The sequence below is a fragment of the Lactobacillus helveticus genome, assembly GCF_046109915.1.
GTDB classification, from domain to species: Bacteria; Bacillota; Bacilli; order Lactobacillales; family Lactobacillaceae; genus Lactobacillus; species Lactobacillus helveticus.
On record NZ_CP151471.1, the window covers coordinates 1,165,799 to 1,180,190 of the forward strand.

Annotated in this window: 12 protein-coding genes and 1 tRNA gene; all 13 read right to left on the bottom strand. The window is 37.9% G+C overall.

What is annotated here, in order from left to right; genetic code table 11:
- Positions 1-66: 66 nt before the first annotated feature.
- The 13 genes from AADV52_RS05945 to AADV52_RS06005 all read right to left on the bottom strand — a co-directional run bounded on the left by AADV52_RS05945 (position 67) and on the right by AADV52_RS06005 (position 14,372).
- Positions 67-987 (bottom strand): diacylglycerol kinase family lipid kinase, encoded by a 921-nt coding sequence (locus AADV52_RS05945; protein WP_014564055.1) that lies wholly within the window; start codon positions 985-987, stop codon positions 67-69.
- Between the two features lie 24 nt (positions 988-1,011).
- Positions 1,012-2,442, bottom strand: coding sequence for an Asp-tRNA(Asn)/Glu-tRNA(Gln) amidotransferase subunit GatB (gene gatB, locus AADV52_RS05950; protein ID WP_003626901.1), 1,431 nt, complete (start codon positions 2,440-2,442; stop codon positions 1,012-1,014).
- Between the two features lie 4 nt (positions 2,443-2,446).
- Positions 2,447-3,886: an Asp-tRNA(Asn)/Glu-tRNA(Gln) amidotransferase subunit GatA gene (gene gatA, locus AADV52_RS05955; RefSeq protein ID WP_014919251.1), complete on the bottom strand. Its 1,440-nt coding sequence runs from the start codon at positions 3,884-3,886 to the stop codon at positions 2,447-2,449.
- Positions 3,886-4,194 (bottom strand): Asp-tRNA(Asn)/Glu-tRNA(Gln) amidotransferase subunit GatC, encoded by a 309-nt coding sequence (gatC, locus tag AADV52_RS05960; protein WP_003633051.1) that lies wholly within the window; start codon positions 4,192-4,194, stop codon positions 3,886-3,888. Before gatC ends, gatA begins: the two co-directional genes overlap by 1 nt.
- A 13-nt stretch (positions 4,195-4,207) precedes the next feature.
- Complete coding sequence (locus AADV52_RS05965) at positions 4,208-5,356, bottom strand: CamS family sex pheromone protein (RefSeq protein WP_014919252.1); 1,149 nt, start codon at positions 5,354-5,356, stop codon at positions 4,208-4,210.
- Positions 5,357-5,368: 12 nt separating this feature from the next.
- On the bottom strand, positions 5,369-7,375 hold the full coding sequence (gene ligA / locus AADV52_RS05970) for an NAD-dependent DNA ligase LigA (protein ID WP_107775323.1): 2,007 nt from the start codon (positions 7,373-7,375) through the stop codon (positions 5,369-5,371).
- Between the two features lie 40 nt (positions 7,376-7,415).
- Positions 7,416-9,662 carry a DNA helicase PcrA gene (pcrA, locus tag AADV52_RS05975; RefSeq protein WP_014919253.1) on the bottom strand — a complete coding sequence of 749 codons (2,247 nt, stop codon included), beginning with the start codon at positions 9,660-9,662 and terminating at the stop codon, positions 7,416-7,418.
- Positions 9,663-9,747: 85 nt separating this feature from the next.
- Positions 9,748-10,386 (bottom strand): glycoside hydrolase family 73 protein, encoded by a 639-nt coding sequence (locus tag AADV52_RS05980; protein ID WP_014919254.1) that lies wholly within the window; start codon positions 10,384-10,386, stop codon positions 9,748-9,750.
- Between the two features lie 84 nt (positions 10,387-10,470).
- A tRNA-Leu gene (locus AADV52_RS05985) sits at positions 10,471-10,558 on the bottom strand.
- Between the two features lie 65 nt (positions 10,559-10,623).
- Complete coding sequence (locus AADV52_RS05990) at positions 10,624-11,094, bottom strand: SprT family protein (RefSeq protein WP_014919255.1); 471 nt, start codon at positions 11,092-11,094, stop codon at positions 10,624-10,626.
- Positions 11,082-11,780, bottom strand: a complete 699-nt coding sequence (locus tag AADV52_RS05995) for a glycosyltransferase family 32 protein (RefSeq protein WP_014564064.1) — start codon at positions 11,778-11,780, stop codon at positions 11,082-11,084. Before AADV52_RS05995 ends, AADV52_RS05990 begins: the two co-directional genes overlap by 13 nt.
- Before the next feature lie 2 nt (positions 11,781-11,782).
- Complete coding sequence (locus AADV52_RS06000; protein ID WP_014919256.1) at positions 11,783-13,213, bottom strand: oligosaccharide flippase family protein; 1,431 nt, start codon at positions 13,211-13,213, stop codon at positions 11,783-11,785.
- Positions 13,214-13,217: 4 nt separating this feature from the next.
- Positions 13,218-14,372 carry a CDP-glycerol--glycerophosphate glycerophosphotransferase gene (locus tag AADV52_RS06005; RefSeq protein WP_014919257.1) on the bottom strand — a complete coding sequence of 385 codons (1,155 nt, stop codon included), beginning with the start codon at positions 14,370-14,372 and terminating at the stop codon, positions 13,218-13,220.
- Between the last annotated feature and the right edge of the window lie 20 nt (positions 14,373-14,392).

The following is a 14,392-nucleotide window of genomic DNA, read 5'->3' on the forward strand; positions in this document are numbered from 1 at the left end:
TTTTCACCTAAAAAATGGAGCTTAGCACGATTGACTAAGCTCCATTTATTTTTACAATTTCAACTTTTATTTACCAACATAGAATTCAATACGTTGTTGCAAATTCTTGAATTCTACTGGACAATAGCCACCAATTTCACCATCAAGGTTAACTGGCAGATCCTGTCCCTCACTCTTACCAATGAGCTCAGCCTTTAAACTGCGCGTCTTGGTATAAATGATATTAGGATCATCAACGTGCTTACCATTTAAAGCTAAAGCCATCAACTTCATCATGCTGACAGGATCAGAAGGCTTAACCACGAGCAACTGGAACAAACCATCACTAAGCTGTGCATCAGGCATAACCTGTTCAAAGCCACCGATTGAATTGGTCATTCCGAGCAGGAACATGGAAAGCTTGCCTTCATAAACGCCGTCATCATAGGTCAAACGCATTTCGTTTTCGCTTAAATGTGGCAGCATCTCTGCGCCCTTGATCAAGTATGCAGCATAACCCAAAGCTGACTTTACTTCAGATGGCACACCATATGTTAATTCAGTTAAAGAACCACTGGCAGCAATATTTACAAAATATTGAGTTTGATTGCCAAAAACTGCTTTACCGATATCCATCTTCCGTGTCTTATTTTTCAGAATAACTTTCGCTGCATCTGGAATATTATCACGTGGAATGGCTAATGCACGAGCATAATCATTGGTAGTACCAGCAGGGATAATTGCCATCTTAGGTCTTTTTTCTAAAAAGGCAATTCCATTAACCACTTCATTGATTGTGCCATCGCCACCAGCAGCTACAATCAGGTCAAAACCTTCCTTTGCAGCACGAGTAGCTTCATTACGAGCACTATTTTCTTCAGGTGTAGTTCTAAACGCACTAGCTTCATAGCCAGCCTGCTCTAATACATCTAAAATATCGGCCACATTCTTGGGCATCTGCTCGTGACCGGATACAGGATTATAAATTAATCTTGCTTTACTAGTCATAATTACTACCTTAACGTTCTAAAATTAACGATTTTGCAATTCTTGGTTAAGCAACTTATTAACCATCTTAGGGTTAGCCTTACCACGAGTTTGTTTCATGATTTGACCAACTAAGAAACCAATTGCACGATCTTTACCATTCTTAAAGTCTTCAACTGATTGAGGGTTATCATCAACAACCTTCTTAACCATTGGAGCTAAAACTGAAGTATCTGATAATTGAACCATACCATTGTCTTCAACGTACTTCTTAGGATCAGTACCATTAGCAATAGTTTCGGCGAAGACCTTCTTAGCGATCTTGGATGAAATAGTACCATCCTTGATCAACTTGATCATTTCAGCCAAGTGTTCTGGAGTAAGCTTAATGTCATTCAAACTTACACGGTGATCGTTCAAGTAACCATTTACTTGAGTGTTCATCCAGTTAGCAGCAAGTGTTGGATCAGCACCAGCAGCTACAGCTGCGTCAAAGAAGTCTGAACTTTCCTTAGTTTGAAGCAAAACATTTGCATCGTATGGCTTCAAGCCAAACTTATTTACATAGTCATCGTAACGATCAAATGGGCTCTTTGGAAGTTCCTTAGCAATTTGATCGATCCATTCTTGACTAATGTGATCTGGAGCAATATCTGGTTCTGGGAAGTAACGGTAGTCCGATGCACCTTCCTTAACACGTTCCAAAACAGTTTTACCAGTTGCTTCATCAAAACGACGAGTTGAAAGTTGGATGTGGCCACCAGCAAGAAGAACTTGTTCTTGACGCTTTTCTTCGTATGCAAGTGAACGACGAACGTGATCAAATGAGTTCAAGTTCTTCATTTCGACCTTGGTACCAAGTTCCTTTTGTCCAGCTGGACGAATAGAAATGTTGGTATCAACACGCATTGAACCTTCTTCCATCTTAACGTCAGAAGCACCAGTAAATTGAACAATCTTACGTAACTTTTCAAGGTAAGCGTAAGCTTCTTCTGGGTCTTCCATATCAGGTTCAGAAACAACTTCAAGAAGTGGAACACCTTGACGGTTTAAGTCAACGTATGAAAAACCATTGGTTCCGTGAGTGTTCTTACCGGCATCTTCTTCGATGTGCATTTCATGGATACCGATTCTCTTCTTCTTACCACGAACTTCTACTTCAATGTAACCATCACGAGCAAGTGGTTGGAAGAATTGAGTAATCTGGTAAGCCTTTGGGTTATCAGGGTAGAAGTAGTTCTTACGGTCAAAGTGAGTAGTTGGCAAAATGTGAGCATGAGTTGCAATGGCAACCATAATACCTAAACGGTATACATTCTTGTTAACCATTGGCAAGGTGCCAGGCATAGCCCAGTCAATAACATTTGTCTCCGTGTTTTGTTCAGCACCGTAAGTTACTGGTGAAGGAGAGAAAATCTTGCTCTTTGTCTTTAATTCGAAGTGGACTTCAAGTCCGATAGTCGATTTAAAATTCATTCAATTAATCCTCCATTCCAGTTGGTGTTTTTTCATAAAACTTATTTGTGCGTTCAATAAAGTCAGCAGTCTTGAAGACGTTACCTTCATCAAAACGCTTAGCCATAACTTGTAAGCCGACAGGCATACCATCAACTAAACCAGCTGGAACACTAGCTGCAGGAATACCTGCTAAGTTGGCAGAAATAGTCAAAATATCGTTGTTGTACATCTTAATTGGATCAGAAATTTCACTGCCAATATCAAATGCAGGTTCAGTAGTTGTTGGTCCAACGATAACATCATTTTCAGCAAAGATCTTATCAAAGTCATTGCAGATTAATGTTCTAACTTTAGCAGCTTGTCTAAAGAATCTGTCGTATGAACCAGCTGAAAGTGCAAATGAACCAAGCATGATACGACGCTTAACTTCTGCACCAAAACCTTCAGAACGTGATTTTACATAAACATCAAGCAAGTTCTTAGTGTCTTCAGCACGGTAGCCGTAACGAATACCATCGTATCTTTGAAGGTTTGATGAAGCTTCACTTGAGGCAATAATGTAGTAATCTGGCACAACATACTTAGTATGTGGCAATGATACTTCATTGATGATTGCACCGGCATCCTTTAAAGCATCAATTTGCTTTTGAACAACTTCACGCATTTCACCGCTAATTGCTTCCATGTATTCCTTAGGAACAGCTACGTGAAGGCCCTTTACATCTTGACCAATAAACTTAGTAAAGTCAGGAACTTCACGAGTTGAAACAGTTGAGTCGTGGTCATCGCCACCTGCAATTACATTAAGTACTTCTGCTGAATCCTTAACGCGCTTAGTCATTACACCAATTTGATCAAGTGAAGAACCAAATGCGATAAGACCCCAACGAGATACACGGCCATAAGTTGGCTTAATACCAAAAATACCGTTAAATGCTGCTGGTTGACGAATTGAACCACCAGTATCTGAACCAAGAGCTGCTACAACTTGACCACCGGCAACTGCTGCTGCAGAACCACCTGATGAACCACCAGGAACCTTGTCTAAGTTCCATGGGTTATGGGTTGCACCGTAGTATGAGTGTTCAGTTGAAGAACCCATAGCAAATTCATCCATGTTAGTCTTACCAACAAAGGTTGCGCCAGCCTTCTTAAGCTTAGAAATAACTGTTGCATCGTACATTGGCATGTAATTGTACAACATATGACTTGCTGCAGTAGTCTTAATGCCATTAGTAATAATGTTATCCTTGATAGCAATTGGAATACCTGCTAATTTGCTCTTTGAAAAATCAAGGTTTTCTGCAGGCTTTGCATCATCTACTACAGTAATCCAAGCATTTAATTTCTTATCTGTGTCTTTAATGTTTGCCACAGTATCTTTAGCCAACTTATCTGCTGACAAGTCACCGCTGGCAAGCTTTTTATTTAATGAATCAATATTTTCGTTTAAGTAATTCATTACTCGTCCTCATCCTTATTAATAATTACAGGAACCTTAATATAGCCGTTAGCCTTTTCAGGAACATTAGCCATTAATGTTTCTCTGTTTTGTCCTTGCCAGTGTTCAGGTTTATCTTCTCTAAATACAGTATCGCGATCAACAACTTGAACAGTTTCTTCAACACCTTCAGTATCAACTTCACTAAGTTGATCAGCCATGTTGATAATTGATCCCATTTGATCTGTAAATTTACCTAATTCCTCTTCATTAAACGCAAGTCGCGATAAAGTCGCAACGTGTTTAATGGTATCTTTTGTGATTTCCACGCAAATATACCTCCTATTCGCCGCCATATACATGGACTTGATAATCACTGTCGCCGGTTTCTTTGGCAATCAATGCTTGTACATCATCCACAGATCCAATCTTAATTTCAATTGGAACATTATTAGGCAGATATTTCTTTGCAGATGATAAGACTAAACGAGTAAAACTCTGAATTTGCTCATAACCATAAAATTGGGTGGTAATTGAAATATTTTCTTGAACAAGCTTGTCATTATCATAACGCAAAGTAGCCGTTACCCCACTAATATTAGGGAAGTAATTTTGAATAGCTGCCTTAAAATCATTAAAGTGAGATGCATCATCACTATTAATTGCTTTTTCATTACCAATTGTCGGTAAAACTTGAATTTTTTCCGACACGGATTTCCATTTAGTTATTTTACTACTATTAGCGGCCGCTGTCCCGTAAGCAAAGTAAGTTCCACCAACTAATGAATCTTTTTCTGTCTTTGAGAATAATCCAATAGTAATTGGTATATTCTTCAAAGCCTTCTTCTTACGCAAACGAGCTACAATTTCATTAGCTATTTTTTCACCCTGAGCTTTTTGTTCAGCACGTGAAATTTCAGTCTTAAATTCTGCACCATTCCGCTTTTTTTGGTAATAGTCAACAGAATTCATTGCCAATCCCAAACTCATTCCGCCTAATTGATACTTTGAACCTGAACCGGTTAAATAGTCCTGCTCTACAATTTCTTCCAAATAAATAGGATTACGAGTATCAGAGCCAGTCTTGCCATTATTAGCTGGATTCAAGCCCTTAGGATTGCTCTTAGATTTTCTAGTCAGCCAATCTGTTACTGTTGAAGTATCTAAATATTGACCTTCTTGGAAAACATATTGATTAGGTGAAAATTGATTTTTAGAAATTTGGATCAATCCACGTTCTAATTCACGCGTATCAACCGAATTATCGTTATTTGTTGCGGTTAAACCTGCAATAGGACTAATTACATAGCGTCCATTTTTCATTAAAACAGTGTAGCCATTTTTACCTGTATTAGTTGTTTGATAGCTTTTTTTCTTAGCTGTTGAAGTAGTCGTGGCATTATTTGCTAAACTTGAATCTTTTAATTTACCACAACCACTCAGAGTGAGCATTGCTCCAGCTAAAGCCATAATCTGCAAATATTTTTTCACAATAATTGTCCTTTATTCAATCTGTGCGATTGCCTCTTCTTCAGTCAGAAGTGGTACCCCTAATTGCTCAGCCTTATTATACTTAGATCCAGCATCTTTGCCATAAATTAAGTAATCAGTTTTATGTGATACAGATCCTGTAACCTTAGCACCTAAAGCTTGCAATTTCTTAGTAAATTTGCTTCTTGTATAATGCTCTAACTTACCGGTTAAAACAACAGTTTTATCTTTAAATGGATTATCTGGTGCTTCTTCTGGTTCATCTGCACCCAAGTAATCCATATTAAGACCACTTTCTCTTAATTCTTCAATTAATTTTTGTGCTTCGGGTTGAGCAAAATATGTTGTCATTGATTCTGCAGTCGTCATGCCTATTGTATCGATTGAAGCAATATCTTGCACCCCTAAGGACATAATCTTTTCCAGATTTTTAAACTTTTGTGCAATTAAACGAGCTGCTTTAGCTCCAACATGGTCAATTCCTAAGCCAGTAATCAATAATTCAACAGAATTTTTTTTCGAATTATCAATTGCCGTTAACAAATTGTTAATAGACTTTTCTTTAAAGTGATCAAGCTGAGCTAAATCATCTTCTGTTAAATGGTATAGATCAGCGACATTATGTACTAAATCCTTAGCAATTAATTGTTTAACAATTTTTGGACCTAAGCCCGCAATATTCATCGCAGGACGAGAAGCAAAGTGGATAATTCCTTCTTCAACTTGAGCTGGACATGATGGATTAATGCAGCGTAAGGCTACTTCATCTTCTAAGTGAACTAATTTTTGTCCACAGGATGGGCAAGTAGTAGGAATCTCATAAGGAACAGAATCTGCAGGTCTCTTTGATAAAACTACTTCAGAAATTTCAGGAATAATATCGCCAGCTTTATGAAGCTTAACAGTGTCTCCGATTCTAACGCCTTTTTCATTTAAGTAATCTGGATTGTGTAATGAAGCTCTGGCAACTGTTGTCCCTGCTAATTGAACAGGATCCATCACCGCCGTAGGTGTTACAACACCGGTACGACCTACCGTCCAAACGATATCACGCACAATTGTTTCTTGCTCTTCTGGTGGAAACTTATAAGCAATTTCCCAGCGTGGCACCTTCACGGTGTTCCCTAATTGCTGTTCAAGGCTTAAATCATCAACTTTTAAAACAATACCATCAATGCCATAAGTTAAGCTATTACGCTTAGCCGTGTATTCGTCGATAAAATCAAATACTTCATCAAGATTAGCCAATTTACGACCAGTTTCATTAGTATGAAAACCCAATTCATGCATGCGCTCAATTGCTTGGTGCTGACTGGTAATCTCGCGTGGTGGATTAACCCATGTATAAATAAAGGTACTCAGTTGCCGCTTTTTAGTAACCTTAGGATCAAGCTGACGAAGTGAACCGGCAGCAGCGTTACGTGGATTAGCAAACACGCTCAAACCTTCATCTTCACGCTCTTGATTCAACTTGGCAAAAGCTTCTTTTCCCATGTAACATTCACCGCGAACTTCGATAGTCAGAGGCTCCGGCAAAACTTGGGGAATATCCGCAATGTAACGCGCATTAGCCGTTACGTCTTCACCAACATAACCATTGCCTCGAGTTGAAGCGCGAACCAATTTGCCATCTTGATATTCAAGAGACAAAGATAAACCATCGATCTTTAACTCGACATTATATTCAACAGGATGACCAACCAACTTTTGCATTCTTTGGTCAAATTCCTTGAGTTCGTCTTTTGAAAAGACATCCCCCATTGAAAGCATAGGAATTGGGTGGTTAACCTTTGTAAAATCACTATCGATTTCTCCACCTACACGCTGAGTAATTGAATCAGGCGTAACAATTTCAGGGAAAGCTTTTTCTAGTTCAAGTAATCGATTATAACTTTGATCATAAACATTATCTTCAACTTCAGGCGCATCTTTTGAATAATACGCATCGGCCCATTCATCTAGCTTGGTTCTAAGAGAAGCTGCTTCTTTTTTAGCTTCATCAAGAGTAATCTTAGCCATTTTTACCTCCTGATTAAAAATCTTTTTATTTTTATCTTTATTATACCTTCTTAATAGGCGCAAAAGCTGCTAGAAGCCGCTTAATTCCTTTATCTGGGAAGGCGATGTCTAATTCCATATCTTCACCAGTGCCATTGACTTTGGTTACAACACCGCGGCCCCAGGCTTTATGTTCAACTTGATCACCAACGCTCCAGCCCTTCTTTTCGGCACCTACGGCACCAGAAGCTTTCTTAGCGGTATAAACTTGTGCACGAGCTCGTTCAGCTTTACGCGCAAATGGTGCCGTTTGTGATTGGAAATTAGACTTGATGAAACTACTCTGAAGTTGGTTGCTTTCTTCTTTTTGCAAATCTTTAGGGTCAATTTCATCTAAAAATCTTGAAGGTGGATTATTTTGCATACGGCCATACATCATTCGTGAATATGCATTAGTCAAATAAAGTTCCTTCTTAGCCCTAGTAATTCCTACATAAGCTAAACGACGCTCTTCTTCAAGTTCGTTATCGTCCATCATTGCTCGCTGCAATGGAAACAAACCATCTTCCATCCCTACTAAAAAAATAACTGGAAATTCTAGACCTTTGGCTGCATGCAAGGTCATTAAGGCTACTTGGTTATCATCCTCATCTAAGTCATCTTGATCACTGAGCAATGAAACTTCTGCTAAGAAATCACTCAATGGATTTGATTCATCTTCATCTGGTTCATAATGATCATCAAAACGCTTAGTAACTGATAAGAATTCATCCAAGTTTTCTAATCTTGTTTCAGCTTCAATAGTATTTTCTGCTCTCAAAGCATCAGTATATTCAAAGTCAGACAAGATCTTTTCAGTTAAACCAGTCACGCCATGAGTTTGCGCATAAGCAATTGCATCCCTCAATTTTGTGCCAAAATCACTTAATTTTTTAGCAGTTCTGGTATTAATTGGACTTTCGGCCACATGATCCATTGCATCCAAGGCGTTATAGTGATTTTCATCCGCAAATGCTAACAACTTATCCACAGTTGCTGCACCAATACCGCGCTTAGGTACATTAATGATTCGGTTCATGCTCATGGTGTCTGCAGGATTTGCAACTAACTTCAAATAAGCCATGATGTCCTTAATTTCTTTACGGTCGTAGAATTTGTGTCCTCCTACGATTTGATAAGGAATATTTGATTTAACAAAAGCTTCTTCGACTGTACGTGATTGAGCGTTAGTACGATAAAGAATTGCAAAGTCCTTGTATGTGCGTTTTTTAGCTTCTACCTCTTCTTTAATTTTTGAAATAATGTAGTGCGCCTCATCATCACCACTTTGAGCCTGATAATAAGTAACTTTGGCACCTTCGCCTTGATCGGTCCATAAATTCTTTGCCTTACGGTTTTGATTATTTTTAATCACTGAGTTGGCTGCTGACAAGATATGGCCAGTTGAACGGTAATTTTGTTCTAGCTTAACAGTCTTAACACCATCTTTTTTGTAGTCAGATTCAAAATTCATGATGTTTTCCATATTGGCACCACGCCAACCGTAAATTGACTGATCTGCATCCCCAACTACACAAATATTTTTATATTGTGCAGCTAGTGCATGACAAAGTTCATATTGTGCTTGGTTAGTATCCTGGTATTCGTCTACCAAAATGTAACGGAATTTATTTTGATAATAATTAAGAGTCTCTGGATCCTTTTTAAACAAAACCAAAGTCTGCATAATCAAATCATCAAAGTCCATAATTTGATCACGGCGCAGTCTTCTTTGATATTCTTCATAGACCTTAGCTGCCATCTTATCAAATGGTGAACTGGCACTTGCAGCAAACGCCTTAGGATCAAGCAGGTCATTTTTCCCATTAGAAATAGCAGATAAAATCCCGCGTGGATCATACATCTTAGGATTAATATTCAAATCCTTTTCAATATGCTTCACCAAGGTCAATTGCTCTGCAGAATCCGCAATAGAAAAATTATGACTATAGCCAATCTTATCAGCGTCTCTACGCAAAATTCGAACGCAAAGAGCGTGGAAAGTCGACATCCAAATATTTTGGGCAGCTGGTCCCAACAATTTTTGTTCACGCTCACGCATTTCATTAGCCGCCTTATTGGTGAAGGTAATGGCTAAAATATTCCATGGTGCAACCTGATTTTCTTCAACTAAGTAGGCTATTCGTCTAGTTAAAACAGAAGTTTTACCAGAACCTGCCCCAGCAACAACCAACAACGGTCCTTCAGTAGTTTCAACCGCTTTTTTCTGTTGCGGATTCAAACCGGCTAAGATAGATTTTTCGCTCATTATTATCCCCTTCACAAAAATAATTTTACTAATGCAACTCGAATATTATACCAAAAAAAGCAGCATTCATTTTGCTGCTTTACTTTTACTTATCATATTTTTCTAAATCAAACTGTTCAATTAAATTAATTAATTTATCGGCATAATCAGGATCAGTGGCATAACCATCAGTAACTAAGGCTTTTGCCTGAGTTTTATAATCTTTAGAAGCTAAGACATGCTTATATTGCTGATGATTCCATGTTGTACCATTTTGAAACAGGCGCGCATGAGCTCGAATTGAAGCCTCATATGAATCATAAATTTGAAAACGAGCTTTAACCGTAATCCACTTGCCTTTAACGTATTCTTTAGTCGTCATCACCGCAGAAGTATTTGGATTAGTTCCTTTTACCCCAAATAAATTATTGTATTTTTGCGACAAATTGCTTTGACCATAATTACTTTCAAGACAGGCTTGTGCAACCGTAATACTTGGCAATAAATCATATGATTTATCCACCTCACGGGCAATCGGCCCAATCTTTTTAATAAATGCCTCTTTCTCTCTTAATAATTTTGCGGCTTCTTGTTCATGCTCTAGTTGTGCTTGTCTAATTTGTTCAGATTGAATAGCGTATCTTCTGTAGTAGTGAAAACCGACATAAGCTACTAACAAAATGATAAACACACGAACAACAGTCTTTACGCTCTTAGATATCCTTGACTTACGCTTTTTTGCCATAATCCTTATTTCCTTTAATTCATTAAGTAAAGTATAACCTATTTTTGTGTAAAAAAAAGAAGTCGCTCACTGCGACTTCTTAATTGGTGCGGGCGAGAAGACTCGAACTTCCACGATCTAAAGCGATCACAAGATCCTTAGTCTTGCGCGTCTGCCATTCCGCCACGCCCGCGGCACATCAAATATAATAGACTAAATCTAAGAGATGTGCAAGGAAAAATTGAAAATAATTTAAATTTATTTGTTTTTAGCTTTTAAATTTTGCTCTAAACGCAGATGTCCCTTGCATTTGCTGCATCTGTACCTTCTAGTATTAATTCGGCGCATACGCGGATATTGCAAGCCGCATCGTTCACAGATATAAATATAATTGAATTTTTTCTGACGGCGCAAGCCAATATCTGGTGCATAACGACTGCCACCTACTTTTTTGAGCAAAACTTTAAAATCACGATCACGATGCCGATAACCGCGTTTTAGCAAGTGCAAATGATAGTGCCACAATTCATGCTTAATGATGCCTATCAAATATTCATGATATTGTGGTGCTAAAAAATGAGCATTGATTTCAATGTGATGATCATCAAGATGATAGCGGCCACCTGTTGTGGTCATCCTGCGATTGATTTTAGCTTCATGCAAAAATGGTCGATTAAAATACTGCAGTGAAATTTGTTCTATTAGATTTTGTAATTTTACCGAATCCATTTAGCATATCGCCCAGCCTGTTTTGGAGTATTGATATGACGCTTTAAATCCGTTACGATTTTATGCTTAAAAGAATGCTTGCCATTCATCCACGTTCCTGTGAAAAGGTGGATAGACTTTGAATCTTTAGAAGGATTGCACAATACGCCATCTGGATAAACATGAATGCCATCTTTAAGCATTTGTTCCTGATTGCCAATCTTTAAACCGTATTTGTCTAACAAAATGTCTGTCACTGAAATACTATTTACGCCAGCCATTTGATTATTGGCATCAAATTCAAAACTGCGGTCTTGATAATAATCTAAAATATCCTGCATAAATGGGTGCTTTTTTTCTGCACCAAAAATGGCGGCGGACAGGTAATCCTTATTCTCAAAGCCAATAAATGCACGATCTTTTAACAATGGGGTTAAATCATCAATTACGCGCACATCGGTATCTAAATAAATACCACCCTGTTCATAAATTGCTCTTGCACGAACGTAATCAGAAACAAATGCCCATTTTTTAGCTTGATAGGCTTGTTCAATATATTTATTTTCATGCATGTCAAAATTATCTTCATTCCATTCAATGAATTGATAATCTGGCAAATTTTTCTTCCAGATCGCAATGCATTCTCTAATTATTTTTGATTTAGGATTATGACCCACCCAAACATAATGAATTATTTTTGGTATCATTTTTAACCTCGTTTAAAGAAATTCTTGAGCAGTTTAACAATATCTTCGTTAAAGTCCAACTTAAACATGAACATCAAGCCCAAATAAATTACGAGCATGATAATCGATTTAACTGCCATATTGAAAAATGCAGATGGGATAAAGTTAGGCATTAGCATCCCCGCAGCTAAAGTAATCAAGGCAATCGCAATATATTTAGGCACATCATGAAATACATAAGTAAATTGATAGCCATCACGTACTACCCAAAGTCTAAGCACCAAGACCACAAATTCAGTAATCAAAATAGCAATCATTGCCCCCATTGCACCATAAGGACGATCTAGCACATAGCTTAAAACAATTTCTAAAATTGCTCCAATTACAACTGGGAAGGCATAGTCGCGATCCCGGCTGTTAGCCAACGCAAACTGATTGGCAAAAACGCCCCCAGTTGGAATCATGATAATGGTTAAGGTAAACCAAAACATCAACGGTGTCATCGGAATATACTGATTGCCAAAGAAAAATGGCACAAATTGCTTGGTATTGGCCATAATGATTACCGCAAATAATGTTCCCAGCATTACGGTAACTTCTAGTGACTTCTTCATGACTACCTTTTGTGCTTCTTTTTCTTCACTAGCCATCTTAGGCATGATAACAAGCGAGATACTAGTAATCACGCCTAAAATCATGTTCGAAATTCTTTGTGAATTATCATAAAAAGAAACCTGGGTCGAACTTGAAAAAAGTCCCAAAATTGGCTTGTCTAGCGATGTATAAATTTGAGTAGCAATCTGCGGAATCATCAGTGTGCCGATCGCAATCGCAGTCTTTTTGAATTTATAAAAATGCGCTACAGGTTGACCAACATAACGGTGAATATCAAACCAAAAGACAAAGGAACCAAGCATGGTTGAAACTGACATGATTAACAAATATTTCCACAAATCAGCTGGTGATTTTACCCACAATAAGATCAACACAACGCTGACTAGTTTTACACAAGTGTTTTTCAAAACAACTCGACCGAAGTCGGCTAGCCCTTGGAAGAACCATGAGATATCCACTTGTGCAGAAATCAAATATGGCACCATCAATAATAGATAAAACCAATATTGAATATGAAATACCGTGGTAATAAAAACGGTGAAAGTAATAGTGATAATACCGGCAATTCCTTGGAAGTACCACAATCCCCAAAATGCTTTAGTTAACTCTTCAGGCGTGCCATAAGTACGCGTTTTTGAAATGGTTCGCATCCCTACATAAGAAACTGAAAGGATACAAAAAATCATCAAAAATTGTACCGTATTGTTAACGCTGCTATAGATTCCGTAAGTTTTGGGCCCTAATACTCTTGAAAGATAGGGTACTGTAATCAGCGGCACCAAAACAATAAAAAGCTGATAAACCGCATTATATAAAATATTTAAAAATGTTTTCCGCAATACCTTAACCTCGATATTCTTGAGTCATGTATTCAAAGACGTTTTGACAATATGAATCGCCTTTAGCTTCACTAGTTAGATGTAGCCAGTAAAGGCGCCGATTGGCAATTTGTTGATTATCAAGATGATCCAAATTGTTGATCAACTCTGCTTCTGAATTAACGCAAATGCCCGGTGTAATTTCAGCATACGGACTAAGCAAAAGTCCACGTGTTTTCTTATATTGCTGTAAAAAGTTAGTGACAAAGACAATTGGTTTGTTCAAGTGTAAATAGTCGAAATAAATTGATGAGAAATCAGTCATCAAGAAATCAGTATCACCTAGCAGTTCATACAAGTCATAATTATGATCAAACAAATAATCATTGTTTAAAAAGGCAATGTTGGAATAATTGCTCTTGAAGTTAGCGAATAAGCGCATTTCGTAGGGATGCAATTTCACAATCAAATATTGGTGACGTTTAGCTAATTCATCATTCAATTTTTCCCCATCAAAATCCTCAAAGGCAAAGAAATTACCTGCCTTAATTTTATCCATGATGGTCTTGTCTTCTAGTTCATACCTAAAAGTTGGCATGTAAATTCCGATTTGCGCTTTGTCATCTGTCGTTTTAAACAAACCTTTTAATAATTGTTCTTTGCTAATGACAGGCTTATTTAAAAGATCCAAACGAGGGAAGCCTAACTTATGGTACTTCTTAGTTTCAATCGCCATACAAGCACTCATGAGCGTCTCATACAAATCTGAGCTAGAAACAACGATGTCGGCATTCTTATGCCACAATTTTTCATTGCGCTTATTATCACGATAGCGCGTATTGTTCGCCATGATGCCCATACGCTTCAGCGGAACGCCATGCCACAGCTGGACGTTAATTTGATGCTTGCGCACTTTAAATGGTTGGTGCGTTGTAATGACGTAACGCGCTGCGCCGATCTTTTGCCAAGCTTCCCATTTCAAGTGGGATGATGGCCATGGCTCAATCAAAGACGCGTTATATTCGGGATGATTAAGCAAAAGCCATTTATAAAATGCATAGCCATTTGATCCAGAACGTCCTGAGCCATTTAGAATAACGATATTATTATTTTCCATCGTCGTAAAACGCGCCCTAAATTTCATTAGCGCTAGATACAGGCGGAATAAAAAACTTTTCATTAAATATACTTCCTCAAAAT